We start from the raw sequence: 25,925 nt of genomic DNA on the forward strand, positions 1-25,925 counted from the left end.
AAAATGGGGGAAGGTCTCAGCTTTTTTTCCGTTGGCGCTCAAGATAAAGGCTTCTCGCCACCGATATCACCACGCTTAGGGCAAACAGGACAAACAGACCCGTCACAAACCAAAATGTGCCGCCGGTTAACAGGCTTCCCGCCCATGAGTAGATGATAGTGGCGGGTAACTGTCCGATGCCTGTGGCGATGAAAAAATGACGAAAACGAATTGAGGTCAGGCCTGCCGCGTAGCTTACCGGGTCGAACGGCACAAAAGGTAACAGGCGGCAGACCAGAATAGTGTGCTTACCATAGCGCTCGAAAAAAGCGTCCATATTGTTCAGCACCGTTTTTCCAGTCAGCTTTTCTACCGCACCGCGACCTAAAATGCGGGCAATAAAAAAGCACAGCGCCGCACCTGCCATTGCGCTGCTCCAGGATAGTACGCCGCCCCAAAATGCGCCAAACAGCGAGGCATTGGCAAACGTGATCACAAACGCAGGAAGCGGTGCAACGATGGCCTGTAAGATCATCAGGAAGAACGACACCACCGCCGCCTGGGTTCCATAAGAACGAATAAAGTTCTCAAGAGCATGCTGATCGAGTGTGGTAAATGCTGCCAGGCTGCTGTGGAGAAAATCACTCACGCCAGGTATCCATGCCCATGCCATTAGCCCGAGCAGTAGCAGAGCAATCAAACCCGCTCGGTAATAGCGAGCCAGCCGCGCTTTATTCCGTTTTATCATTTACCCGTACACTCATGGTTGGCTGACGGATCGATATGCTTATATCGGGCCCAGGCTTTGGCTGCCTGAACGAGGGCGAATAACGCCAGCCCTGCCACGCTGAGCTTACCGATGAATACCAGGGTAATGCCTTCGCTGGCGAGTTCATGCGACATCAGCGTATAGATAAAGATGCCGGGTAAGGTGGTAAGTGCCGATATTACGGTAAATGACCAGAACGGAATGGCCGTCAGCCCATAGGCGTAATTTTGAATATTATAGGGGAACAGCGGCACGAGCCGGGTCAGGATTAGAAAGTCTACTCCGCTATGGGCAATGCCTTTTTCGATAGCCTGAAACGTCGCCGTGTGCCCAACGTATTTCAGTAGTAGATCCCGTCCAAGCCAGCGAGCCAGCAAAAACGACAGCGCCGAGGCCACGGTTGCTGCCACTAACGAGATAAGCGTCCCAGCCACGGGGCCAAACAGCACACCGCCGACGATCACCAGGATGCTGCCTGGGATCAGACACAGCGCAGCAACAATAAACAGCAGGATATAAAGCGTATAGCCGAACATACCGCTTTGGCGGATGACGTCTTGTAAATGATGGAAATTGGTTATCAGGTCGGTCAGACCATAATGATGGAAAACTCCCGCCAGAACGCAGAACAGGACCGCGACAATCAGCAGCCGGTATTCTGCTTTATGCGAACTTCTTTTTCATGGGGGTTCTCCTGTAAAACCGAGTGCAATGGAGCATTTTCGTCAGCGAAAAGCGCGCGCGAAGATATAATAAATTCCCGGCCGTAACAATGTATTACCGTCACTTTATTGATTTTGCACAGAATAAACAGACTCTCCAGGCCGGGCCTGGAGAGTAAAAAGACGCAGAAGGTCAGACGCGGAATTTAGCCCATACAGGCGCATGGTCGGACGGTTTTTCCATGCTGCGAATTTCATAGTCGATGCCGGTTTCTTCGCAGCGTTCCGCCAACGGGTTGCTCGCCAGCAGCAGGTCGATACGCAGGCCACGGTTATCGTCAAAGCCTTTTGAGCGATAGTCGAACCACGAGAACTGGTCATTCTTTTCAGGATTTGCGTGACGGTAAGTATCCACCAGACCCCAGCCCAGCAGGCGTTCCATCCACTCACGCTCCTCCGGCAGGAAGGAACATTTACCGGTACGCAGCCAGCGTTTACGGTTTTCTTCGCCAATGCCGATATCGAGATCGGTTGGGCTGATATTCATATCGCCCATAATCAATACCGGATTGTCGCGCTTCAGTTCAGTCTCCAGATAGTTTTGCAGGTTCTGATAAAACGCGGCTTTGGCCGGGAATTTGGTTTCATGGTCACGGCTTTCGCCCTGCGGGAAATAGCCGTTGATCACCGTGATGCTGCCCAGAGGGGACGGAATTTCTGCCATGATGATCCGACGCTGCGCTTCTTCGTCATCGCCCGGGAAGCCACGACGTACCGCAATTGGCGTTTCTTTCGTTAACAGCGCCACGCCGTAATGACCTTTCTGGCCGTGATAAAAGACGTTGTAACCGAGCTTTGCTACCTCTTCGAGAGGGAACATATCGTCGTGGACTTTTGTCTCCTGTAAGCCAATAACATCCGGTTGGTGTTTTTCGACAATGGCTGCCAGTTGATGGGGACGGGCACGCAGGCCGTTGATATTAAAAGAGACAAATTTCATAGTCGCTGCCACTTTGCAAGATGAATAGTGCAAGGATGGTAGCAGAATTTCTGCAGTCTGACTGCTTCTTGTCACCTGATTCCAACAATGATTGCTAATGGTGTTAACGATGGAGCAAAAACTGCACCGTTTTGGCGCGAAGCGCGTCGGAATGGGGCAATAATTTCCGAAAAATTTCGTATACGATCACAATTCCAGAATTATATTTGGCGACTGAATAAAACTGCGTTTTTTCCTCTGTTTAGTCGCCTGATGTGCAAACATATTCACTTTATATGCACATGTAGTGAATATCGCTACGTTGTAACCTGTTGATATTCCGTCATCGACCTCCGTTTATGCACTTTTTTCGCTGGCTGGCACGAACCCTGCAATCTACATTTACACCGCAAACACTATATTTATTAACATATAAATAACCTTTTATTTACCGTTGAGGTCGCTATGTCTCTGTCAATTACGCGTGAAAATTTTGATGAATGGATGATGCCCGTATACGCTCCGGCCCCTTTTATTCCGGTGCGGGGTGAAGGTTCACGTCTGTGGGATCAGCAGGGTAAAGAGTATATCGATTTCGCGGGAGGCATTGCGGTTAACGCGCTGGGTCACGCCCACCCGGCATTGCGCGAGGCATTAAACGACCAGGCGAGCAAATTTTGGCATACGGGAAATGGCTACACCAACGAGCCGGTACTGCGTCTGGCGAAAAAGCTGATTGACGCCACCTTCGCCGAGCGCATTTTCTTCTGTAACTCCGGTGCAGAAGCCAACGAAGCGGCACTAAAACTGGCGCGTAAATATGCCCACGATCGTTTTGGCAGCCAGAAGAGCGGGATTGTAGCGTTTAAAAATGCTTTCCATGGCCGCACGCTGTTTACCGTCAGCGCCGGAGGACAGCCTGCCTATTCACAGGATTTCGCGCCGCTGCCGCCGGATATCCGTCATGCCGTATACAACGATCTCGATTCTGCCAGCCAACTGATTGATGACACCACCTGTGCGGTTATCGTGGAGCCTGTGCAGGGTGAAGGCGGTGTGGTACCGGCAACAAAAGCCTTTTTACAGGGGCTACGTGAGTTATGCGATCGCCATAATGCGCTGCTGATTTTTGATGAAGTTCAGACCGGCGTTGGCCGTACCGGGGAGCTGTATGCCTATATGCACTACGGCGTGACGCCGGATCTGCTGACGACAGCAAAAGCGCTGGGCGGTGGTTTCCCCATCGGCGCACTGCTGGCGACAGAGCGTTGCGCCAGCGTGATGACGGTTGGTACACACGGTACAACGTACGGCGGAAACCCGCTGGCGACGGCGGTGGCCGGTAAATTGCTGGAAATTGTGAATACACCGGAAGTGCTCAACGGAGTAAAACAGCGCCACGACTGGTTTGTGGAGCGTATAAACGCCATTAACGAACGTTTTGGACTGTTTAGTGAAATTCGTGGACTCGGACTGCTGATCGGCTGCGTGCTGAACGCGGAATTTGCCGGGAAAGCGAAACTCATCTCGCAAGAAGCGGCTGTTGCCGGGGTGATGGTACTGATCGCTGGCGCTAACGTGGTGCGTTTTGCGCCAGCGCTCAACGTCAGCGAAGAAGAAGTCGCTACCGGACTGGATCGCTTTGCGCTGGCCTGCGAACGCATTAAAGCAGGAGGTTCATCATGATGGTGATTCGTCCCATTGAACGCGCGGATATCACCGCGTTGATGCAGCTTGCCAGTAAGACCGGCGGCGGGTTGACCTCGCTACCGGCGAATGAAGCTACGCTGATGGCGCGTATCGAACGTTCACTCCAAACCTGGCGCGGTGAGTTGCCAAAAAGTGAGCAGGGATATGTGTTTGTGCTTGAAGACAGTACCAGCGGAACCGTGGCCGGGATTTGCGCCATTGAGGTAGCGGTAGGGCTTAACGATCCCTGGTACAACTACCGGGTTGGTACCCTGGTCCACGCCTCGAAAGAGCTGAATGTCTATAACGCGCTGCCGACGCTGTTTCTGAGTAACGATCACACAGGTAGCAGCGAGCTTTGCACTCTGTTTCTCGATCCGGACTGGCGAAAAGAAGGCAACGGCTATTTGCTGTCAAAATCGCGCTTTATGTTTATGGCGGCCTTTCGCGACCGATTTAATGAGAAAGTCGTGGCCGAAATGCGCGGCGTGATTGATGAGCACGGTTACTCGCCGTTCTGGCAAAGCCTCGGTAAACGCTTTTTCTCAATGGAGTTCAGCCGGGCGGATTTTCTCTGCGGAACAGGACAGAAAGCCTTTATTGCTGAACTGATGCCCAAGCATCCTATTTATACCCATTTTCTGTCTGATGAAGCGCAAGGCGTGATTGGTCAGGTACATCCGCAAACGGCCCCAGCGCGGGCGGTGCTGGAGAAAGAGGGATTTCGCTACCGCAACTATGTCGATATTTTCGACGGTGGGCCAACGCTGGAATGCGATATCGACCGGGTTCGGGCTATTCGTAAAAGCAGGCTGGTGGAAGTGGCGGAAGGTCAGCCAGCAACCGGTGATTATCCGGCCTGTCTGGTTGCCAATGAAAACTATCAAAACTTCCGCGTCATGCTGGTTCGCGCAGACCCGGATACCCAACGTCTGGTACTGACGGCGGCGCAACTGGATGCCCTGAAATGCCACGCGGGCGACCATGTACGTTTTGTACGTCTTTGTGCAGAGGAGAAAACAGCATGACACTATGGATAAACGGTGACTGGGTGACGGGGCTGGGCGAGCGTCGGGTGAAAACCAACCCGGTAAGCGGTGATGTGCTGTGGCACGGTAATGATGCAGATGCAATGCAGGTGACGCAAGCGTGCCAGGCCGCACGAGCAGCCTTTGCCGGTTGGGCTAAACAGCCTTTCAGCGCACGCCAGACTATTGTTGAAAAGTTTGCTTTATTGCTGGAAAGCAATAAAGCCGAGCTAACTCAGATTATCGCCAAGGAAACCGGAAAACCTCATTGGGAAGCCGCGACTGAACTGACGGCGATGATCAATAAAATCGCCATCTCCGTCAAAGCTTATCATGCCCGTACCGGTGAGCAGCACAGTGAACTACCGGATGGTGCGGCAACGTTGCGCCATCGCCCACACGGCGTGCTGGCGGTTTTTGGTCCGTATAACTTCCCCGGTCATTTACCCAATGGTCATATTGTTCCGGCATTGCTGGCAGGCAATACGTTGATTTTCAAACCCAGCGAGTTGACGCCGTGGACCGGTGAAGCAGTAACAAAACTGTGGGAGCAGGCGGGGTTGCCGCCGGGCGTGCTGAATCTGGTGCAGGGCGGACGTGAAACGGGACAGGCGCTGAGTGCGCTGGAAGACCTTGATGGCCTGCTGTTTACCGGCAGTGCGAATACCGGTTATCAGCTGCATAAGCAGTTATCCGGCCAGCCGGAAAAAATCCTTGCCCTGGAGATGGGGGGCAACAACCCGCTGATTATTGAGAATCCGGAAGATATTGATGCCGCAGTGCATCTGACCATTCAGTCCGCATTTGTCACCGCCGGACAGCGCTGTACCTGTGCCCGCCGCCTGCTCGTAAAAAAAGGCGCGCAGGGTGATGCGTTCCTGAAGCGTCTGGTGGAGGTTAGTCAGCGTTTAATGCCCGGCAACTGGGATGCACAACCGCAGCCATTTATGGGTGGACTGATTTCCGAACAGGCCGCGCAGCACGTCTATGATGCCTGGCAGCGTCTGGCGTCGTTGGGAGGCCGTACGCTGTTAGCGCCACGTCTGGTAAATGCCGGAACGTCACTGCTGACCCCTGGAATCATCGAACTGACCGGGGCGGGGAACGTACCTGATGAAGAGGTTTTCGGTCCGCTGCTCGGCGTCTGGCGTTATGACAGCTTTGATGATGCGATTCGTATGGCGAACAACACCCGCTTTGGATTGTCATGTGGGTTAGTTTCGCCCGATCGCGGCCAGTTTGAACAGCTACTGTTGGAGGCGCGGGCAGGGATCGTCAACTGGAATAAGCCGTTAACCGGCGCTGCGAGTACCGCACCGTTTGGCGGTGTAGGCGCTTCCGGGAACCATCGCTCCAGCGCGTGGTATGCCGCAGATTATTGCGCCTGGCCGATGGCAAGTCTGGAATCCCCGGCCTTAACGCTGCCAACGGCGCTTAGCCCCGGACTGGATTTTTCTCGCGAGGATAAGCTATGAAAGCCCGTGAGGTAAATTTTGATGGTCTGGTGGGACTGACTCACCACTATGCTGGATTGTCATTTGGTAATGAGGCCTCAACCAAACATCGATTTCAGGTGTCGAACCCGCGTCTGGCGGCAAAGCAAGGTCTGCTAAAGATGAAAGCACTGGCGGATGCAGGATTTCCTCAGGCGGTGATCCCGCCCCACGAGCGGCCTTATATTCCGGTTCTGCGTCAGTTGGGTTTTAGCGGCAGTGACGAACAGGTGCTGGATAAAGTGGCGCGTCAGGCGCCTCACTGGCTCTCCAGTGCCAGCTCCGCATCGCCTATGTGGGTAGCGAATGCGGCAACGGTTTGCCCTTCGGCAGACTCGCTGGACGGGAAAGTTCATCTGACGGTGGCGAATCTGAATAATAAGTTCCACCGTTCACTGGAAGCGCCTACTACCGAAGCATTGTTACGGGCGATTTTCCGTGATGAGAATAGCTTTGCGGTCCACGGCGCGTTGCCCCAGGTTGCGCTTTTCGGTGATGAAGGGGCGGCAAACCATAACCGGCTGGGTGGAGATTACGGTGACCCCGGCGTACAGCTGTTTGTTTACGGTCGTGAAGAAGGCAATGCATCCCAACCGAAGCGCTATCCGGCAAGGCAATCCCGTGAGGCCAGCGAAGCGGCCGCGCGACTGAATCAGGTCAACCCACATCAGCGCATTTTTGCCCAGCAAAACCCGGACGTTATCGATCTTGGCGTGTTCCATAACGATGTGATTGCGGTATCGAATCGCCAGGTGCTGTTTTGTCATCAGCAGGCGTTTGTCAGACAGCAGGCATTGTTAGAGCAGTTGCGCAGTCAGGTGGCAGGTTTTACCCCGCTGGAAGTCCCGACAGCGGAAGTGTCGGTGCAGGATGCCGTGACCACTTATCTGTTTAACAGTCAGTTGCTGAGTCGTAGTGACGGTTCGATGATGCTGGTCCTGCCGCAGGAGTGTCGGGAGCATGCTGGCGTGTGGCGGTATTTGAACCGGCTTCTCGAGGAAGACAATCCGATCGATGACCTGCGGGTATTCGATCTGCGTGAAAGTATGTCCAACGGCGGTGGTCCGGCATGCTTGCGCCTGAGAGTGGTGCTCACTCCGCAGGAACAGCAGGCGGTGAATCCGGCGGTTATCATGAGCGACACGCTGTTTAACACGTTGAATAACTGGGTTGACCGTTACTATCGCGATCGTCTTACCGCTGCCGACCTTGCCGACCCACAGCTGTTGCGCGAGGGGCGTGAAGCGCTGGATACGCTGACGCAATTGCTCAACCTCGGCTCAGTGTATCCTTTCCAGCAGGAGGGGATGCGCCATGGATAACTTTCTGGCGATCACGCTCGCAGGCGCCACTCCAGAGAAAACGCAAGGAACCACTCATGGTTTTGACTGGCAGTGGATCGGTCACGGAATTCTGGAACTGACGCCGCTTGCACCCGTTGAACATTCACTGGTGCTGTCTGCGGGGATCCATGGCAATGAAACCGCGCCGGTAGAGATACTCGATTCATTGCTTTCCAGTCTGTTTAGCGGCGAGCTGACACTGACATGGCGGCTGCTGGTGATTCTGGGAAACCCGCAGGCGCTGGCTGCGGGAAAACGATATTGTCATAGCGACCTGAATCGTATGTTTGGCGGCCGGTGGCAGATTTTTACCGCGAGTGAAGAAACGCACCGAGCCCACGAGCTTGAGCTGTGTCTTGAAGATTTTTATTCGCGCGCAAAGGAGCCTGTGCGCTGGCATTTGGATCTGCACACCGCGATCCGCGGTTCACAGCATCTACGCTTTGGCGTATTGCCACAACGCAACGTTGCCTGGGACGAGGATTTTCTTGAATGGCTGGGAGATGCGGGACTGGAAGCGCTGGTTTTCCATCAGACGCCTGGCGGCACGTTCACCCATTTTAGCGGGGAACATTTTGGTGCGTTGGCCTGTACGTTGGAACTGGGTAAAGCGCTGCCGTTCGGGCAAAACGATCTTACCCAGTTTGCACAAACGGCAGACGCACTGGAGAAACTGCTGAGGGGTGAGCGGGTGTCGGCGAGAGAAATATCCCCGCTGCGTTATCGCGTGGTGTCGCAAATCACGCGTCGTAGCGACGATTTCATTCTCCACATGGATAACCAGACGCTAAACTTTACCCCCTTTAAAGAAGGCACCTTGCTGGCGCAGGACGGAGATGAACGTTTTATCGTCACCCATGATGTTGAATATGTTCTCTTTCCCAACCCTAACGTGGCCTGTGGTTTACGTGCCGGATTGATGCTCGAAAAGTTGTGATCAATATATTCGCCCTGCAGGTTTATCCTTTAGGGCTTATTTTTGCGTGCTGTTTTTATTTATTACGGATTATTCCTGGTGAATTGCTTTCTTAATAATCAGGGTTCAGGTATAGTTCTCCATAATTTTTTCAAAATCATCCGGTTGTAATTTTTTATTGCAACTCTGCGCAATTTATTCTTTTTTTCTTCATAATTGATGAAAGTTTGTTTTTTACACTTTCACTGTTTTACCGTTGCTCTGATTAATTGACGCTTAAGCCGGTAAAGTTAATCTCGTCAACACGACATCACATTGCATAAGAGTCGCATGAGTGTCGTAAAAATAACTGAAAGAAAGGATAAAAATTATGCGTAAACTGACTGCTCTGGTTGTTGCCTCTACTCTGGCGCTGGGTGCTGCGAACCTGGCTCATGCTGCTGACACTACAACAGCTGCACCAGCGGATGCCAAACCGATGATGCACCACAACGGCAAGTTCGCCCCGCATCACGACATGATGTTCAAAGACCTGAACCTGACCGACGCGCAGAAACAGCAGATTCGCGAAATCATGAAAGGCCAGCACGATCAGATGAAACGTCCGCCGCTGGAAGAACGCCGTGCAATGCACGATATCATCGCCAGCGATAGCTTCGATAAAGCGAAAGCCGAAGCGCAGATTGCGAAGATGGAAGAACAGCGCAAAGCCAACATGCTGGCGCATATGGAAACCCAGAACAAAATTTACAACATTCTGACCCCGGAACAGAAAAAGCAGTTTAATGCCAATTTTGAGAAGCGTCTGACAGAACGTGCAGCGCAGAAAGGTAAAATGCCGGAAGCTGCCGAGTAATCGATCAGCGTCTACACTAAATCATTCACACTGTGTCGCGCTGATTGCCGCACAGTGTGAAACCAAACTCAAGACCGCCGCTCTTGTCCACAACACGTATAACGATGTGGGCAGGATCGGCGGTTTTTTCATTTCTGCCTATTGCACCGGACGCACGACACGCTATTCTCCTGAAGCCCGCGAAAATTCTACCTGGATCAGCGCGTTATTCTTTTTTGCAAAATGCCGGGTTCATCGCTAAGGCAAATCAACTCTGCTGCCGATAACAATAATCTGCAGGGTGAACATAATAATGATGATTTATGGCTGTCTGTTTACGGCAGGCTGCCATGCTGCTCCTTTCTGGAGGGATGATGGAATACTTTGATATCCGCAAAATGCCGGTTAACCTCTGGCGGAATGGTGCGGGAGAAACGCGTGAGATTTGCTGTTTTCCGCCAGCAACACGAGATTTTCACTGGCGGGCGAGTATCGCCTCCATTGCAGCAAACGGTGAGTTTTCTCTTTTTCCCGGCGTAGAACGTGTGATTACTCTGCTGGAAGGTGGAGAAGTGACCCTGGAAGAAACGAACATCTTTACGCATACCCTGAAACAGCATCAGCCTTTTACCTTTGCCGGTGACAAGGTGGTAAAAGCAAAGCTGACGGAAGGGCAGATGTCGATGGATTTTAATATCATGACCCGACGAGATGTCTGCCAGGCGAAAGTCAGGGTGGCCGATCGCACCTTTACGACCTTTGGTTCACGCGGCGGCGTGGTGTTTGTTATCAGTGGTGCATGGCAACTGGGCGATAAACTGCTGACGGCCGACCAGGGTGCGAGCTGGCATGACGGCAAACACACATTACGACTGCTGGAGCGCGAGGGAAAATTGCTGTTCAGCGAGATTAACTGGATGCCGGGGCATTCTCCGGACACAGTTCAATAATGTCATATTGACCAGACAGAACAGGCCGGCAGAGAATTTTGTAACCATCATGGTCAAAGCCTGCCGGCATACGCGCCAGGGTAGCCGCTTCATCCAGCGTTGAAACGACTCCCAGCCACAGCCAGTTGTTGATGATATGGTACTGTGTCATTTCAGCGCCGGTTTCCTGCAGTGCAATAGCATTGCTCCATGGCCAGCAAATCACTCTCACTCTTTCCAGCGCCGCTAACAGACGCAAATGATGCGCTTCATGACTCTCTTTCCCGCAGCACGCTCCGGCGCAGCGTTTAAGCGCGGAGCGAAAACAGGCGCGCCCGCGGCTCAGGGGTTCCAGCCCCAACAGGCCGTAGCACAGCTGTTGTTCATCCGCGAGGCTTTGCAACGCTTGTAGCGCTGCGCGACGATTGGCAAACAGGCCAAACAGATTGGGTGCATGGGAGAAATCAATATCTCGTGCGTAGACAATCTGAACAGTTCGGTCGGTAAGCTGCAAGGCGCAAAGCTGACGATTGCGCCGCAGTCGTTTATTAAACAACGGCTGTTGTTCTTTGATCAACCGCGCTTCCAGCAGCAGGGCACCAATTTCTCCCGCCGTACAAATCCAGCTAATGCGTTTGGCCTGACGCAGCATTGCCGCTTCGTCTGCGGTACGCAGGTGTGCCAGCACGCGGCTGCGAATATTGACGCTTTTACCAATGTAGAGCGGCATAGTGTCGCTTTCACTGTGAAACAGATAGACGCCTGGTGCGGTGGGAAGCGCACTCAAAAATGGACGCAGGTGTTCAGGATATTCATAGATTGCCGCTGCCTCAAATGTCAGGCGTGGGGCTGATTGACGCCGTACCACTTCTCACTCCGGATGCTGGTTATTCATCCAGTGTAGCAGTTTGAAACCGATTAAAAAAGCGGCATCAGACAAGGAAGAGTGGCCGGACAGCGGTGATCCCAGTGCTATCCGGCAATATGTGACTAAAAAAATTACGCTTTTTTCCAGAAGTCATCAAACACCGTAATCGGTGTGCGACGTTTGTGTTCGGTCTTCAGATACCAGCCTTCAATTTTTTTCGCGATGTCGGCAGCCAGCGTTTTTCCTTCCAGATAATCGTCGATGTTGTCATAGGTGACGCCTAATGCGGCTTCATCCGGCAGAGAAGGGCGATCGTCTTCGAGGTCGGCGGTTGGCGCTTTCTTATATAAATGTTCCGGGCAACCCAGCGCGGCAAGCAGCTGCTTACCCTGACGCTTGTTCAGGCGGAAAATAGGGTTAATGTCAGTACCGCCATCGCCGTATTTGGTGAAAAATCCGGTGATGGCTTCTGCTGCATGATCGGTACCCACGACAACACCGCTGGTCATTCCGGCGATACTGTACTGGGCCTTCATACGTTCACGGGCTTTTTCATTGCCACGGACAAAATCGCTCAGTTCAATACCCGCTTCACGCAGGGCCTGTTCACTGGCCAGTACCGCACCCTTAATATTTACTGTGAGCACGCGGTCAGGTTGGATAAAGGCGATGGCATCCTGACAGTCCTGTTCATCAGCCTGAACGCCATACGGCAGACGTACGGCAATAAACTGCAGCGCGTCATTCCCCGTTTCTTCGCGAAGCTCGGAAATAGCCATCTGGCAAAGTTTTCCCGCGAGCGTTGAGTCCTGTCCGCCGCTTATCCCTAATACCAGTGATTTCAGAAAAGGGTAGGTTTGCAGGTAGGATTTCAAGAAATCCACGCTGCGGCGAATTTCCTCTTCTGCATTAATTTGCGGTTTTGCGCCAAGCGCCTGGATTATCTCTTGCTGCAGAGTCATTTAACCCCCTCCGAAAAATGAAATGATCAAAAAAATGATGTGTTAAAGCTAACGCGTTGGGACCCAAACGACAAGGGATGCAGGCCTGATCTAACATCATTTTGTTTTAATAGAATTTTCCGAAACGACCTAAGTATCATCTGATTGCTTGAAAAATGTGTTGTTGTGCTCCAGGCTTATATAACACGCTGAAATACAAGAGGACGGAATATGAACAAGAACCTAACAGGAATTCTAAGCGCAGCGGCTGTTTTGACTATGCTGGCAGGGTGTACGGCCTACGATCGCACCAAAGACCAATTTGTTCAGCCCGTGGTGAAAGATGTGAAGAAAGGGATGAGCAGGGCGCAGGTGGCGCAGATTGCCGGTAAACCTTCTTCTGAAGTCAGCATGATTCATGCGCGAGGGACATGCCAGACCTACATCCTGGGTCAACGAGATGGTAAAGCTGAAACCTATTTTGTTGCTTTAGACGACACCGGACATGTGATTAACTCCGGTTACCAGACCTGCGCAGAGTACGACACTGACCCGCAGGCGGCGAAGAAGTAACAACTGCTTATTGCCTGAGCATTCAGAAGAACCGGCCATCGTGCCGGTTTTTTTGTGCCGAACGATCTTATTTATTGCTGCGAATTATTTGCCCGAAATGTGAGGGGGGTCATAACGACAGGTCAAGGAGAGACAATTTAGTTGGTCAAGGAAATACCATCCACCGGTGCAATCCCGTATACTCATTTCAGCCACCTAAAAAAGTAATTTAGCTGACGCAAGTTACCCAGAGCATGGATGCAGGTTATGGCTTGCGGAGTGTCTGGTTGACAGATAATCGCACATGAGGATCGTTTTAATGGAAAAGAAACACATTTATCTGTTTTGTTCTGCGGGCATGTCGACTTCATTGTTGGTTTCGAAGATGCGTGCTCAGGCCGAAAAATACGAAGTACCGGTTATTATTGAAGCATTTCCTGAAACGCTGGCCGGAGAAAAAGGTCCTGTCGCCGATGTCGTGTTATTAGGTCCACAAATTGCTTATATGTTGCCCGAAATTCAGCGTTTGTTACCCAACAAGCCTGTGGAAGTGATTGACTCGCTGCTGTATGGCAAAGTCGATGGTTTAGGCGTGCTTAAGGCTGCTGTTGCAGCAATTAAAAAAGCCGCAGCAAATTAATTATTTTATTTTAATTTTTCCCGTCAAAGAGTTATTTCATTAACATTCACCGCAATTTTTAATTGCGGTATTTAAGGGTATTTTTCTATGAGTAACGCTATTGCTTCACTTGAAAAGGTACTCCTTCCTTTTGCTGTAAAAATTGGAAAGCAGCCACACGTTAATGCAATCAAGAACGGCTTTATTCGTTTAATGCCGTTAACCCTCGCAGGGGCCATGTTTGTATTAATCAATAACGTTTTCCTGAGCTTTGGGGAGGGGTCGTTTTTTTATTCAATGGGCATTCGACTTGATGCTTCAACTATTGAAACTTTGAATAGCTTGAAAGGCATTGGTGGAAACGTCTATAACGGTACGCTGGGTATCATGTCATTGATGGCACCGTTCTTTATCGGCATGGCGCTGGCAGAAGAACGTAAAGTCGACTCACTGGCTGCCGGGCTGTTATCCGTCGCCGCGTTTATGACCGTAACGCCTTATAGCGTGGGTGAAGCCTATGCCGTTGGCGCGAACTGGCTCGGCGGTGCCAATATTATTTCCGGTATTATTATCGGCCTGGTGGTCGCGGAAATGTTCACTTTTGTGGTCCATCGTAATTGGGTCATTAAATTACCTGATAGCGTACCGACATCCGTATCGCGCTCTTTCTCTGCGCTGATTCCTGGCTTCCTTATCCTCTCCATTATGGGGATCATCGCCTGGGCACTGAACACCTGGGGTACCAACTTCCATCAGATCATTATGGATTCCATTTCAACTCCGCTGGCGTCGTTGGGCAGCGTGGTGGGCTGGGCTTACGTGATTTTTGTTCCGCTGCTGTGGTTCTTCGGTATTCACGGTTCACTGGCGCTGACTGCACTGGACAGCGGTATCATGACGCCATGGGCGCTGGAAAACATCTCTATCTACCAACAGTTTGGTTCCGTAGATGCCGCGCTGGAAGCCGGTAAGACGTTCCACGTCTGGGCGAAACCGATGCTCGACTCCTATATTTTCCTTGGGGGTAGCGGGGCAACGCTGGGTCTGATTATCGCTATCTTCCTGGCATCGCGTCGTCCTGACTATCGTCAGGTTGCTAAGCTGGCACTGCCATCAGGTCTGTTCCAGATTAACGAACCTATCCTGTTCGGTCTGCCGATCATCATGAACCCGGTGATGTTTATCCCGTTCATTCTGGTGCAACCGATTCTGGCGGCGATTACGCTGGCAGCTTACTACTCAGGCATTATTCCACCGATTACCAACATTGCACCGTGGACTATGCCAACCGGTTTGGGCGCGTTCTTTAACACCAACGGTAGCGTCGCTGCTCTGCTGGTCGCGCTGTTCAACCTCGGTATCGCAACGCTGGTTTACCTGCCGTTCGTGGTGGTAGCCAACAAAGCGCAGAACGTTATTGACCAAGAAGAAAGCGAAGAAGATATCGCTAACGCATTAAAATTCTAAATTTAATCCGGCATGGCTTTACGGTCATGCCGGACTGAACCAGAGGAAAAAAGTATGTTGGATATCGAGAACATCGTCGACACGCAGTCAGAAGCAGAAGAACTTGAAGAAGTGGTGATGGGCCTCATCATCAACTCCGGTCAGGCGCGTAGCCTGGCGTACGGCGCACTCAAAATGGCCAAGCAGGGTGATTTCGAGTCAGCTAAGACCATGATGGACCAGTCTCGTCTGGCGCTGAACGAAGCGCACCTCGTGCAAACGAAATTGATTGAAGGCGATCAGGGCGAAGGTAAAATGAAAGTTAGCCTGGTGCTGGTCCACGCACAGGACCACCTGATGACATCAATGCTGGCGCGTGAGCTGGTGACTGAACTGATTGAGCTTCACGAAAAGCTGAAATAGCGAGGAGTGCATAATGCAGCTACAGATTAACGCACCGGAAATCAAAACCGTTTATGAACAGCAGCTGTTTAATGGCAAAAATTTCCATGTGTTCATCTATAACAAAACTGAGAGCATCAGCGGGCTGCATCAGCATGACTACTATGAGTTTACCCTGGTTTTAACCGGGCGCTATTATCAGGAAATCAACGGTAAACGCGTACTGCTAGAACGTGGAGACTTTGTCTTTATCCCGTTGGGATCGCACCACCAGAGTTTTTATGATTTTGGTGCGACAAGGATCCTTAACGTTGGCATCAGTAAACGTTTTTTTGAACAGCACTATCACCCGCTTCTGCCATTTTGTTTCGTTGCATCGCAGGTCTACCGGGCGAATAACTCGTTTCTTACCTACATTGAAACGGTTATTGCATCACTTAACTTTCGTGAGAGCGGGCTGGATGAATTTGTAGAAGTGGTCACCTTCTATATTATTAATCGGTTACGCCATCATCGCGAAGAGCAGGTGCTGGATGATATTCCGCAGTGGCTCAAAACCACCGTCGAGACCATGCACGACAAACGGCAGTTTAGCGAGAATGCGCTGGAAAATATGGTACATCTGTCCGCGAAATCCCAGGAGTATCTGACCCGCGCAACCCAGCGTTATTACAGCAAAACGCCGATGCAGATCATTAATGAAATTCGCATTAATTTTGCTAAAAAACAGCTGGAAATGACTAACTATTCTGTAACGGATATTGCTTATGAGTCTGGTTACAGTAGTCCAAGTTTGTTTATTAAAACGTTTAAAAAACTGACGTCGTTTACACCGAATAGCTACCGTAAGAAATTAACTGAATTTAATCAGTAGATATTATTTGCCAATAACCCATTTTTTATAGCTTGCCCAAAATAGCGTCGGGACAGCCACGCTATACCTGACAAACGGGTTGAGCATAATACACGTCAGTGTTTTTACACTGAAGGGAGAAAGTATGAGCCAGAAATTAAAAGTCGTCACTATCGGTGGCGGGAGCAGCTACACCCCTGAATTACTTGAAGGCTTTATTAAGCGCTATCATGAATTACCGGTTTCTGAGTTGTGGCTGGTTGATGTCGACGGTGGAAAAGAGAAGCTGGACATTATTTTTGACCTTTGCCAGCGCATGATCGACAAAGCCGGCGTACCGATGAAGTTGTTTAAAACGCTGGACCGCCGTGAAGCACTGAAAGATGCTGATTTCGTTACCACCCAACTGCGCGTAGGGCAACTGAAAGCCCGTGAAAAGGATGAACGCATTCCGCTGAGCCACGGTTATCTGGGACAGGAAACCAACGGTGCTGGCGGGCTGTTCAAAGGTCTGCGTACCATTCCGGTTATCTTTGACATTATTAAAGATGTGGAAGAACTGTGCCCGAATGCCTGGGTGATTAACTTTACTAACCCGGCAGGGATGGTGACTGAAGCGGTCTATCGCCACACGAATTTCAAGAAATTCATCGGCGTGTGTAATATTCCTGTCGGCATGAAAATGTTCATTAGCGATGTGCTGGCGCTGAAAGAGAGCGATGACTTATCCATCGATCTGTTCGGTCTGAACCACATGGTCTTTATTAAAGACGTGCTGGTGAACGGTACATCACGCTTTGATGAACTGCTGGACGGCGTGGCTTCTGGACAACTGAAAGCTTCCACCGTGAAGAACATTTTCGACCTGCCGTTCAGCGAAGGGTTGATTCGTTCGCTGAAGCTGCTGCCGTGCTCGTATTTGCTGTACTACTTTAAGCCAAAAGAGATGCTGGCGATCGAAATGGGCGAGTACTATAAGGGCGGCGCACGTGCCCAGGTAGTACAAAAAGTAGAAAAACAACTGTTTGATCTCTACAAAAATCCTGAGCTAAACGTTAAGCCGAAAGAGCTGGAGCAGCGCGGTGGCGCGTATTACTCCGATGCGGCCTGTGAAGTGATCAACGCCATCTACAACGACAAACAGACCGAGCACTACGTCAACATTCCACATCATGGACATGTTGATAACATTCCTGCGGACTGGGCAGTTGAGATGACCTGCACGCTCGGACGTAACGGTGCTACGCCGCACCCACGTATTACCCATTTTGATGAGAAAGTGCTTGGCCTTATCTACACCATTAAAGGCTTTGAGGTTGCGGCGAGCAATGCGGCATTGAGCGGCGAGCTGAATGATGTGCTGCTGGCGTTAAACCTGAGTCCGCTGGTGCATTCTGACAGCGATGCCGAGATTCTGGCGCGTGAGCTAATCCTGGCGCATGAAAAGTGGTTGCCAAACTTCGCCGGGTGCATTGAGAAACTCAAAAGCGAACAACACTAACTGAGGTCGGCTATGGAACGCGTACTGATTGTGAATGCGGATGATTTTGGCCTGAGTAAAGGACAAAACTACGGCATTGTTGAAGCCTGTCGTAATGGCGTTGTCACCTCAACAACAGCACTGGTTAACGGTGCGGCGATTGACCATGCGGTACAGCTGAGTCGCGACATACCTGCACTTGCCGTCGGGATGCATTTTGTTCTGACGCTGGGTAGGCCGTTGACGGCAATGCCGGGCCTTACTCGTGACGGATTACTGGGGAAATGGATCTGGCAGATGGCAGAGGAGGACACTTTGCCGCTGGATGAAATTTCTCAGGAACTGGCCGCGCAGTATCAGCGTTTTATTGACCTGTTCGGGCGGGAGCCGACGCATCTGGATAGCCATCACCATGTGCATATGTTCCCGCAAATTTTCCCTATCGTAGCCGGGTTTGCTGCCCAGAAGGGGATTGCATTGCGTATCGATCGTCAGACCGTGTTCCAGGCGTCTGATTTTCCGGAAACATTACGTACCTCCCAGGGATTCAGCAGCGAGTTTTACGGCGAAGCGATTTCCGAGGCTCTGTTTTTACAGACGCTGGATGCGTCAGCCGACCGGGGAGAGTCTTCGCTGGAAGTGATGTGTCATCCGGCCTTTATCGATGACATTATTCGTCAAAGTGCCTACTGTTACCCCCGCTTAACTGAGCTCGACGTGCTGACGTCTTCGTCACTGAAATATGCAATTGCGGAGCGCGGTTATCGTCTTGGCAGTTTTCTGAACGTGTAATTCCTGAGTTTGCGGCGCTTAATGCGCCGCATTTTTTTAGGCGGGAATCTTTTCTATTTTTCCGGCACGTGACCAGACGCGGTGCGCGGTCATCAGCGTCAGCAGGGTATCCATAAACTGTGCGTCTGCACTGTCCGCTTCTACCACGCCTTCTTCTCCTTCATTTTTGATATTCAACGTTGCTTTAAACTGACGAGCATCGCCGGCCAGGGCGATAGGTTTTAAGTGCTTATACGCTTCGAGTAAATAATATCGGGCATCACCGTTCTTAATGATGTCCGCGAGATTACCGCATGGAACGATAACCGCATCGACCGTCAGGGATGGCGAACCCGCAAAAGTACCGGCGATCGTCAGAGCAGATCCATCATCGGCAACTACCTTACCCATTCGGGAATAGAGCAATTTGGCATGAACGCCTTTGGCCTGTAGGGCTTGCATGATGGCGAGCAGGTCGCTCGATTTCACCTGGTCATTAAGTAGGATGGCGACCACGCGGCCCTTAATCTCACCTTGCGTACCTGCATATAAACTGAGTGACGGTGCATTTGTCAAACCGTTGACGTTGGGCGGTGGCGCAATGCTGGCCTGTTCCTTGGTTAGCTTAAAACCGAGATTATCGGCAACCGCCTCGGCGAGGGCAGTATCAATATGAGCTAACTGTTCGACCACTCTTTCCCGAATATAGGGGCGCGTAACCTTACTGAGTTCGAAACTGAATCCGCCGATAATATGCTGCTGTTCAATTGGCGTCTGACTTAGCCAGAACAGGCGAGGGTGCGCATAGTATTCGCCAAAAGAGGGGCTACGTTCGCGGATTTTGTTTCCTTCAATCCGTTCCTGATACGACTCAAATCCACCGCGTTTTGGCCCCGGCGGCGTTTCACGCGGCCAGTTATCATTGATGGAATTCGGTTCATAGTTGGCTGGATTGGTATCGATGTCCATACGATGCATGCCGTCACGCTGGAAATTATGGTACGGACAGGTCGGGCGATTAATCGGGATTTCATGGAAATTGGGCCCGCCCAGGCGACTAATTTGGGTATCGGTATAGGAGAACAAGCGACCCTGCAGCAGGGGATCGTTAGTAAAATCGATGCCAGGGACGATATGTCCGGGATGAAAAGCGACTTGTTCATTTTCGGCGAAGAAATTATCAGGATTGCGGTTCAGCACCATTTTACCGACGCGTTGCACCGGAACCAGCTCTTCCGGGATCAGCTTGGTCGGATCGAGCAGGTCAAAATCGAACTTAAATTCATCTTCTTCGGGAATCAGCTGTAGTCCCAGTTCATATTCCGGATAATCGCCCGCTTCGATAGCTTCCCACAGATCGCGGCGATGAAAGTCGGGATCCCGACCAGTAAGTTTTTGCGCTTCATCCCATACCAGCGAGGCTTTACCTGCCAGCGGTTTCCAGTGGAAACGCACAAAGGTGGCTTTTCCTTGCGCATTAATCAACCGAAATGTGTGAATGCCGAAGCCTTCCATCGTGCGATAGCTGCGCGGAATACCCCGATCGGACATTGCCCATATGACGTTGTGCAACGTTTCAGGCTGTAATGAGACATAATCCCAGAAGGTGTCATGGGCGCTTTGGCCCTGCGGGATAGCCCAATGCGGCTCCGGTTTAACCGCATGGACGAAATCCGGGAATTTATGGGCATCCTGAATAAAGAAGATGGGAGTATTGTTTCCCACCAGGTCGAAAATGCCCTCTTCAGTGTAAAACTTGGTCGCAAATCCCCGTATATCTCTGACCGTATCCGCAGAGCCTGCGCCGCCCTGAACGGTAGAGAATCGGACAAAAACCGGGGTGATTTTATTTTCATCACTTAGAAAGTCCGCTTTCGTCGTCGCACTCAGGTTGGCATAGGACTGAAAGTAACCATGAGCGGCAGAACCTCGGGCATGTACGATCCGCTCCGGGATGCGTTCATGATCAAAATGGGTAATCTTTTCCCGCAGGATAAAGTCTTCCAGCAGGGTTGGCCCGCGATTACCTGCGCGCAGAGAGTTTTGATCGTCTGCGATTCGCACGCCCTGATTAGTTGTCAGAGCAAAATCTTCGCTTCCTTTACGAAAACTGTCCAGTGCATTGAGTTTGTCACTTTTGATATCCGGCGCTTTTAAACTGCCGGACGTAGTGGGCTGCATACCTGGCGGCGTGGGTTCAGGTGTTGACCGATGTGAACCGTCTGTGGGTGCCAGTGAGTCAAGTCCTGGCTGGGATTCGCTGGCATCATGAACCGGCGCTGAGTGATGGAGTGGATGCTTATCATTCTGTGACATTAAACTCGTCTCCTGGTTTCATTGCTGAAAGGGTCGTTGTTGCTGTCAAAAGCTTTAACTATAGACCACTCACTCAGTGGCGCAGGTACAGGCCGATGACGTAAAGCGCGATGAACCAGGCAAACAGCGCACGCAAGGCAGGACGCAAGGCGGCAAAATCGGCTAAGATAGCGGTTTTCTGATTTTTAGAATTTGTCTTTAGTGAAGCAACTGATTATGAAACCTCTTCGCCAACAAAATCGTCCGGTTATCAGCTATGTTCCTCGCGTGGAGCCCGCGCCACCAGAGCATGCGATTAAAATGGATGCGTTTCGTGACGTATGGATACTACGCGGAAAATATGTCGCTTTTGTCTTAATGGGGGAGGCGTTTCAACGTTCGCCTGCATTTACGGTCCCGGAATCAGCACAGCGCTGGGCTAATCAGATTCGCCAGGAAAATGAACTAAGCGATTAATGGATATAAAAAAACCGCAGGAGCATGACACTCCGGCGGTTTTTTGTTTTTTAGCTGACAGACTTAGCGATGCGCCAGTTCGGCGTTATCGTCGCTGTCCAGAATCGTTTTATCAGTCTGCTTGAGCCATTGGCTGGTCAGCGTACCGGCAGTCATGGAACCGCTTACGTTCAGCGCGGTACGCCCCATATCGATCAGCGGCTCAACGGAGATCAGCAGCGCAACCAGCGTGACCGGCAGACCCATAGCGGGCAGGACGATCAGAGCGGCAAATGTTGCACCGCCACCCACACCCGCAACCCCTGCGGAGCTCACGGTCACGATACCAACCAGCGTGGCAATCCACATTGGGTCCAGTGGGTTGATACCGACGGTCGGTGCAACCATTACTGCCAGCATTGCCGGGTACAGGCCCGCACAACCGTTCTGACCAATCGTGGCACCAAACGAGGCGGCAAATGAGGCGATGGATTCAGGCACGCCCAGACGACGGGTCTGCGCTTCAACGTTCAGCGGAATTGAGGCTGCGCTGGAACGGCTGGTGAAGGCGAACGTCAGCACTGGCCATACCTTGCGGAAGTATTTTAACGGGCTAACGCCGTTCACACCCAGTAGGATCCCGTGTACCACGAACATAATGCCCAGACCGAGATAAGAGGCCACGACGAAGCTACCCAGCTTGATGATGTCCTGCAGGTTGGAACCTGCAACCACTTTGGTCATCAGCGCCAGAACACCGTACGGCGTCAACTGCATCACCAGACGAACCAGTTTCATCACCCAGCTTTGCAAGGTATCGATAGCGACCAGAACGCGCTCGCCTTTTGGGGCATCATCTTTCAGCAGTTTCAGTGCGGCTACACCCAGGAATGCGGCGAAGATAACCACGCTGATAATCGACGTCGGGTTCGCGCCAGTCAGATCGGCAAACGGGTTTTTCGGAATAAACGACAGCACCAGTTGCGGAACGCTGAGGTCAGCCACTTTGCCAACATAGTTGGTTTCAATCGCGTTCAGACGGGCGGTTTCGGCACCACCTTGCACCAGACCTTCGGCGGTCAGGCCGAACAGGTTGGTCACCAGAACCCCTACCAGCGCGGCAATCAGCGTGGTAAACAGCAGCGTTCCGATGGTCAGGAAGCTGATTTTACCTAACTGAGAGGCGTTGTGCAGACGTGCAACGGCGCTGAGAATAGACGCAAATACCAGCGGCATAACAATCATTTGCAGCAACTGGACATAACCGTTGCCGACAATGTTGAACCACTGTACTGAATCTTTAAGAACCTGGCTGTCGGAGCCATAAATGGTGTGCAGCGCGAGGCCGAACACGACACCCATGACCAGACCGACCAGTACTTTTTTGGCCAGACTCCACTGTTTGTGACGGGCTTGCGCCAGCACGAACAGCAGCACTACGAACACGATAATGTTCGCGATTAATGGAAAGTTCATCCCCGTTCTCCTGATCTTATTATGCGTATCACCGTTTAAAGGTGATTCTGTTGGCGCAAGATTAGCAGAACTGTGACTTGCCTCTTATATTCAAATGGAATTGTTTATACCTAAAATGACTTTTTGGCTGATTTATTAGTCAATCTGATGCGTTATGAAACGATTGAACTGCATTTGTAGCGTATTAATCATCTGCGAAGACCAGCGTACCGCGCTGTTCTCTTGTACGGTTTGCGGCATCCAGATTGCCCATGCGAACAGTGCCATACACAGAAACCGCTCCAGTTGATTGCCTTTTTGCGGCACGAGGATAGGCAGACGAAAACGCCAGCGGCAGGGCCAAAGCAGGGGAACGCCTGCTGGGGTCAGCATGTCGGCCAGAATGTGACTAAGATAGCCGAGTACCATACCTTGTAAGGCATCGGCAGGTATTATCCAGGTATCCGGGACTTTCAGGTAGAACGTGGCCAGCAGGGCAAAAACCGCCAGCAGGCTATGTGTAAACCCGCGATGGCCAAATGCCCGGGCAATGGGTTTTGATATCCACTTCAGACGCTGCCCCAGCAGAGATTTGGGATGATCGATATCCGGCAGCAGGCACGTTAAAATGGCTGAAGGAACAATATGCCACCAGTCACCCTGCGCAAGAACGGGCGTTAGCTCGGCATTCTTGGCAAATACCGCACAGGCAATAGAAAAAAGAAGGTGGCCTTCCGCCGTCATGATAAAACCCAATAAACTGTCGATTCATACAGTATAGGGGTTTTATACAGTAGGCGGAAGAGGTGACGTTGTAACCCTTTGTCACAAGTGCGCCTTTACCGCGCCAGCCAACCGCCATCCACCGCCAGCGTATAACCATGAATATAGTCAGAGGCGGGACTTGCGAGGAACACGACCGGACCTTTTAGATCATCCGGCGTGCCCCAGCGCCCTGCGGGAATACGATCGATAATCTCCTGATTGCGCTCGCTGTCTGCGCGCAGTTGCTGGGTGTTGTTGGTCGCCATATAGCCGGGCGCGATGGCGTTGACATTAATTCCTTTGGCCGCCCATTCATTGGCGAGCAGGCGAGTGATGCCCAGAACGCCGCTTTTTGATGCGGTATAGGAAGGTACACGGATACCCCCCTGAAAAGAGAGCATCGAGGCAATGTTAATGATTTTTCCGCCATTGCCCTGAGCCAGAAACTGGCGCGCCACGGCCTGCGACAGAAAGAAAACGGATTTTAGATTCAGATTCATCACGTCATCCCAATCTTTTTCACTGAAGTCCAGTGCATCCTGACGGCGTATAGTTCCTGCATTGTTGACCAGAATATCGACCCGGCCAAACGCCGACACCGTTTGTGTCACGATGCTGGTGAGAGCATCTTGTTGACTGAGGTCGGCCTGAATGGCCATAAAGCGTCGACCGAGGGCGTTAATTTTCTCTGCGGTTTCATGCGGTATTTTACGATTCACGCCGACTACATCGCAGCCCGCTTCAGCCAGCGCCACTGCCATACCCTGCCCGAGGCCGGTGTCACATCCAGTGACGATGGCGACTTTACCTTCGAGACGAAAAGCTTCCTGAATCATGTTTACCTCAACTATTTAAGTCATTAACGCTTGCGCTATAGGGCAAGGATAGGAGAGGTTAAACAGAAATACAATTAAAAATGAAACGCTGTTTTAAAAATTCAAAGGTGAAAAATGAAAAAGCGGGCAATACGATCATTGCCCGTTACAGGATTAGCCGCGCAGATGAGCGGCTGTGAGTTCGGTGAGCGAGGTTAGTTTGACGTCGGCAAGCACGAAGCGAGGATCGTCCTGATTCTCATGCGCTGGTACGACGATGGAACGCATACGGGCAGCTTTCGAGGCAATCATGCCGTTCACTGAGTCTTCCAGTGCTACGCAGTTTAACGGGGCAATGCCCAGTTTCGCCGCACTATCGAGGTAAACTTGTGGGTGCGGTTTGCTGTAAGGCAGTTTTTCTGCAGAAGCCAGCGCGTCGAAGTCATCGCGCAGATCAAACATGGTCAGCACTTTTTCCAGCATATGTAGCGGCGAGGCGGATGCCAGTCCTACTTTGATTCCCTGAGATTTGCACAGTGCCACAGCTTCACGAACGCCTGGCAGCAGCGGTTTTGTCTCTTCAACCAACGCAATGGCCCGGGTAATGATGCGCTCGGTGACTTCCTGACGTGAGGGGTCGTTCCAGGGTTGCTGCGCAAACCACAAATCAACCACCATGTCGATGCGTAAGCCAAGGGTATCGGGAAGTTCATGGCGGCGGGAGATATCAACGCCTAAACTTGCTATCACATCCAGTTCAGCCTGATCCCAAAGCGGTTCAGAATCGACCAGTAACCCATCCATATCGAAAATTGCAGCAAGAATTTGACGCGGGGTTGACATTACAACCTCTCCTTTACGGTGATAAAAGGGATTAGAGCCAGCCTGGACGGACTCTGAGCGTTCATTATGGCTAATTCAGAAGTATACCGCCTTTAAAGATCAGGCGAAAACGGTAATCAACGGGTAAACTTAGGCCAAAATGACGCGTCTTAATCAAGGGGAACTCATGACGTATCAACAAGCTGGACGCATTGCCATCTTGAAAAGGCTGGTGGGATGGGTGGTTTTCATTCCCGCGCTGATTTCAACGCTGGTTTCAGTACTAAAGTTTATGTACGCGCACAGCGAAAAGCAGGAAGGGATTAACGCGGTCATGCTCGATTTTGCCCATGTGATGATCGACATGATGCGGGTGAACACACCTTTTCTTAACGTGTTCTGGTATAACTCGCCAACGCCCGATTTTCAAAGTGGGCTGAATCTCGTTTTTTGGCTGATATTCATCCTGATTTTTATCGGCCTGGCGTTGCAGGACTCAGGCGCCAGAATGAGCCGTCAGGCGCGTTTCTTACGCGAAGGCGTAGAAGATCAGCTAATTCTGGAACAGGCAAAGGGCAGTGAAGGATTATCCCGCGAGCAACTGGAGTCGCGAATTGTGGTACCGCACCATACGATCTTCTTACAAATTTTCCCGCTTTATATTCTGCCGGTGATCGTTATCGTGATCGGCTACTTCTTCTTCTCATTGCTGGGCTTTTTGTAAGTGCCGAACTATCGGGCCTGCCACGTTGCGAAACGGCAG

The 25,925-nt window shown here is 51.4% G+C and carries 26 protein-coding genes; 16 read left to right on the forward strand and 10 right to left on the reverse strand.

Going from position 1 to position 25,925, the window contains the following annotated elements:
- Nucleotides 1-16 precede the first annotated feature (16 nt).
- The 3 genes from BZK40_RS00185 to xthA form a co-directional block, all read right to left on the reverse strand.
- Nucleotides 17-727, reverse strand: coding sequence for a TVP38/TMEM64 family protein (locus BZK40_RS00185; RefSeq protein WP_079933919.1), 711 nt, complete (start codon nucleotides 725-727; stop codon nucleotides 17-19).
- On the reverse strand, nucleotides 724-1,380 hold the full coding sequence (locus tag BZK40_RS00190; protein ID WP_170974252.1) for a TVP38/TMEM64 family protein: 657 nt from the start codon (nucleotides 1,378-1,380) through the stop codon (nucleotides 724-726). Before BZK40_RS00190 ends, BZK40_RS00185 begins: the two co-directional genes overlap by 4 nt.
- Before the next feature lie 223 nt (nucleotides 1,381-1,603).
- The gene (gene xthA, locus BZK40_RS00200) at nucleotides 1,604-2,410 is read right to left on the reverse strand and encodes an exodeoxyribonuclease III (RefSeq protein WP_003030642.1); all 807 of its coding nucleotides are present in this window, start codon (nucleotides 2,408-2,410) and stop codon (nucleotides 1,604-1,606) included.
- A 444-nt stretch (nucleotides 2,411-2,854) separates the two neighbouring features.
- Between xthA and astC the strand changes: the two genes are divergently transcribed.
- The 7 genes from astC (at nucleotide 2,855) to ves (ending at nucleotide 10,643) form a co-directional block, all read left to right on the forward strand.
- On the forward strand, nucleotides 2,855-4,075 hold the full coding sequence (gene astC, locus BZK40_RS00215; RefSeq protein ID WP_048214345.1) for a succinylornithine/acetylornithine transaminase: 1,221 nt from the start codon (nucleotides 2,855-2,857) through the stop codon (nucleotides 4,073-4,075).
- On the forward strand, nucleotides 4,072-5,106 hold the full coding sequence (gene astA, locus BZK40_RS00220; RefSeq protein ID WP_060682309.1) for an arginine N-succinyltransferase: 1,035 nt from the start codon (nucleotides 4,072-4,074) through the stop codon (nucleotides 5,104-5,106). Before astC ends, astA begins: the two co-directional genes overlap by 4 nt.
- Entirely contained in the window at nucleotides 5,103-6,581 is a 1,479-nt protein-coding gene (gene astD / locus BZK40_RS00225) for a succinylglutamate-semialdehyde dehydrogenase (RefSeq protein WP_079933920.1), read from the forward strand. The genes astA and astD overlap by 4 nt, the downstream gene beginning before the upstream one ends.
- Complete coding sequence (gene astB, locus BZK40_RS00230; RefSeq protein WP_079933921.1) at nucleotides 6,578-7,921, forward strand: N-succinylarginine dihydrolase; 1,344 nt, start codon at nucleotides 6,578-6,580, stop codon at nucleotides 7,919-7,921. Before astD ends, astB begins: the two co-directional genes overlap by 4 nt.
- On the forward strand, nucleotides 7,914-8,879 hold the full coding sequence (gene astE, locus BZK40_RS00235; RefSeq protein WP_079933922.1) for a succinylglutamate desuccinylase: 966 nt from the start codon (nucleotides 7,914-7,916) through the stop codon (nucleotides 8,877-8,879). Before astB ends, astE begins: the two co-directional genes overlap by 8 nt.
- Nucleotides 8,880-9,228: 349 nt before the next feature.
- The gene (gene spy / locus BZK40_RS00240) at nucleotides 9,229-9,714 is read left to right on the forward strand and encodes an ATP-independent periplasmic protein-refolding chaperone Spy (protein ID WP_079933923.1); all 486 of its coding nucleotides are present in this window, start codon (nucleotides 9,229-9,231) and stop codon (nucleotides 9,712-9,714) included.
- A gap of 353 nt (nucleotides 9,715-10,067) precedes the next feature.
- Nucleotides 10,068-10,643, forward strand: a complete 576-nt coding sequence (gene ves / locus BZK40_RS00245) for an environmental stress-induced protein Ves (protein WP_079933924.1) — start codon at nucleotides 10,068-10,070, stop codon at nucleotides 10,641-10,643.
- Here ves and cho read toward each other — a convergent pair.
- Both cho and nadE read right to left on the reverse strand, forming a co-directional pair.
- Complete coding sequence (cho, locus tag BZK40_RS00250; RefSeq protein ID WP_079933925.1) at nucleotides 10,603-11,490, reverse strand: excinuclease Cho; 888 nt, start codon at nucleotides 11,488-11,490, stop codon at nucleotides 10,603-10,605. The two genes, ves and cho, sit on opposite strands and share 41 nt — an antisense overlap.
- A gap of 131 nt (nucleotides 11,491-11,621) precedes the next feature.
- A complete protein-coding gene (nadE, locus tag BZK40_RS00255) occupies nucleotides 11,622-12,452 on the reverse strand; it encodes an NAD(+) synthase (RefSeq protein WP_032943150.1) in 831 nt (276 codons plus the stop codon).
- A 210-nt stretch (nucleotides 12,453-12,662) separates the two neighbouring features.
- Here nadE and osmE point away from each other — a divergent pair, with 210 nt between their 5' ends.
- From osmE to chbG, 7 genes are all read left to right on the forward strand, one after another.
- The gene (osmE, locus tag BZK40_RS00260) at nucleotides 12,663-13,004 is read left to right on the forward strand and encodes an osmotically-inducible lipoprotein OsmE (RefSeq protein WP_003030621.1); all 342 of its coding nucleotides are present in this window, start codon (nucleotides 12,663-12,665) and stop codon (nucleotides 13,002-13,004) included.
- A 298-nt stretch (nucleotides 13,005-13,302) separates the two neighbouring features.
- Nucleotides 13,303-13,623 carry a PTS N,N'-diacetylchitobiose transporter subunit IIB gene (gene chbB / locus BZK40_RS00270; protein WP_003832547.1) on the forward strand — a complete coding sequence of 107 codons (321 nt, stop codon included), beginning with the start codon at nucleotides 13,303-13,305 and terminating at the stop codon, nucleotides 13,621-13,623.
- A gap of 87 nt (nucleotides 13,624-13,710) precedes the next feature.
- Entirely contained in the window at nucleotides 13,711-15,069 is a 1,359-nt protein-coding gene (gene chbC, locus BZK40_RS00275) for a PTS N,N'-diacetylchitobiose transporter subunit IIC (RefSeq protein WP_006684840.1), read from the forward strand.
- A gap of 54 nt (nucleotides 15,070-15,123) precedes the next feature.
- Nucleotides 15,124-15,471 carry a PTS N,N'-diacetylchitobiose transporter subunit IIA gene (gene chbA / locus BZK40_RS00280; RefSeq protein WP_003832549.1) on the forward strand — a complete coding sequence of 116 codons (348 nt, stop codon included), beginning with the start codon at nucleotides 15,124-15,126 and terminating at the stop codon, nucleotides 15,469-15,471.
- Between the two features lie 10 nt (nucleotides 15,472-15,481).
- Nucleotides 15,482-16,324: a transcriptional regulator ChbR gene (chbR, locus tag BZK40_RS00285; RefSeq protein WP_085951046.1), complete on the forward strand. Its 843-nt coding sequence runs from the start codon at nucleotides 15,482-15,484 to the stop codon at nucleotides 16,322-16,324.
- A 124-nt stretch (nucleotides 16,325-16,448) separates the two neighbouring features.
- On the forward strand, nucleotides 16,449-17,804 hold the full coding sequence (locus tag BZK40_RS00290) for a 6-phospho-beta-glucosidase (RefSeq protein ID WP_032943151.1): 1,356 nt from the start codon (nucleotides 16,449-16,451) through the stop codon (nucleotides 17,802-17,804).
- 12 nt (nucleotides 17,805-17,816) lie between these two features.
- Complete coding sequence (gene chbG, locus BZK40_RS00295) at nucleotides 17,817-18,575, forward strand: chitin disaccharide deacetylase (RefSeq protein ID WP_057066961.1); 759 nt, start codon at nucleotides 17,817-17,819, stop codon at nucleotides 18,573-18,575.
- A gap of 36 nt (nucleotides 18,576-18,611) precedes the next feature.
- On the opposite strand, the gene katE is transcribed toward chbG, so the two are convergent.
- Entirely contained in the window at nucleotides 18,612-20,870 is a 2,259-nt protein-coding gene (gene katE, locus BZK40_RS00300; RefSeq protein ID WP_079933926.1) for a catalase HPII, read from the reverse strand.
- A gap of 192 nt (nucleotides 20,871-21,062) precedes the next feature.
- Here katE and cedA point away from each other — a divergent pair, with 192 nt between their 5' ends.
- On the forward strand, nucleotides 21,063-21,326 hold the full coding sequence (gene cedA / locus BZK40_RS00305) for a cell division activator CedA (RefSeq protein ID WP_071992542.1): 264 nt from the start codon (nucleotides 21,063-21,065) through the stop codon (nucleotides 21,324-21,326).
- 63 nt (nucleotides 21,327-21,389) lie between these two features.
- On the opposite strand, the gene tcyP is transcribed toward cedA, so the two are convergent.
- The 4 genes from tcyP to hxpB all read right to left on the reverse strand — a co-directional run bounded on the left by tcyP (nucleotide 21,390) and on the right by hxpB (nucleotide 25,183).
- On the reverse strand, nucleotides 21,390-22,781 hold the full coding sequence (gene tcyP, locus BZK40_RS00310; RefSeq protein ID WP_006684833.1) for a cystine/sulfocysteine:cation symporter: 1,392 nt from the start codon (nucleotides 22,779-22,781) through the stop codon (nucleotides 21,390-21,392).
- A gap of 135 nt (nucleotides 22,782-22,916) precedes the next feature.
- Nucleotides 22,917-23,516, reverse strand: coding sequence for a metal-dependent hydrolase (locus tag BZK40_RS00315; RefSeq protein ID WP_008784570.1), 600 nt, complete (start codon nucleotides 23,514-23,516; stop codon nucleotides 22,917-22,919).
- Between the two features lie 83 nt (nucleotides 23,517-23,599).
- Entirely contained in the window at nucleotides 23,600-24,361 is a 762-nt protein-coding gene (gene kduD, locus BZK40_RS00320) for a 2-dehydro-3-deoxy-D-gluconate 5-dehydrogenase KduD (protein WP_008784571.1), read from the reverse strand.
- A 153-nt stretch (nucleotides 24,362-24,514) separates the two neighbouring features.
- On the reverse strand, nucleotides 24,515-25,183 hold the full coding sequence (hxpB, locus tag BZK40_RS00325; RefSeq protein WP_079933928.1) for a hexitol phosphatase HxpB: 669 nt from the start codon (nucleotides 25,181-25,183) through the stop codon (nucleotides 24,515-24,517).
- Between the two features lie 166 nt (nucleotides 25,184-25,349).
- Between hxpB and BZK40_RS00330 the strand changes: the two genes are divergently transcribed.
- Nucleotides 25,350-25,886: a YniB family protein gene (locus tag BZK40_RS00330; protein ID WP_008784573.1), complete on the forward strand. Its 537-nt coding sequence runs from the start codon at nucleotides 25,350-25,352 to the stop codon at nucleotides 25,884-25,886.
- Nucleotides 25,887-25,925 lie beyond the last annotated feature (39 nt).

It is taken from the genome of Citrobacter portucalensis, assembly GCF_002042885.1.
Taxonomy (GTDB): Bacteria; Pseudomonadota; Gammaproteobacteria; order Enterobacterales; family Enterobacteriaceae; genus Citrobacter; species Citrobacter portucalensis.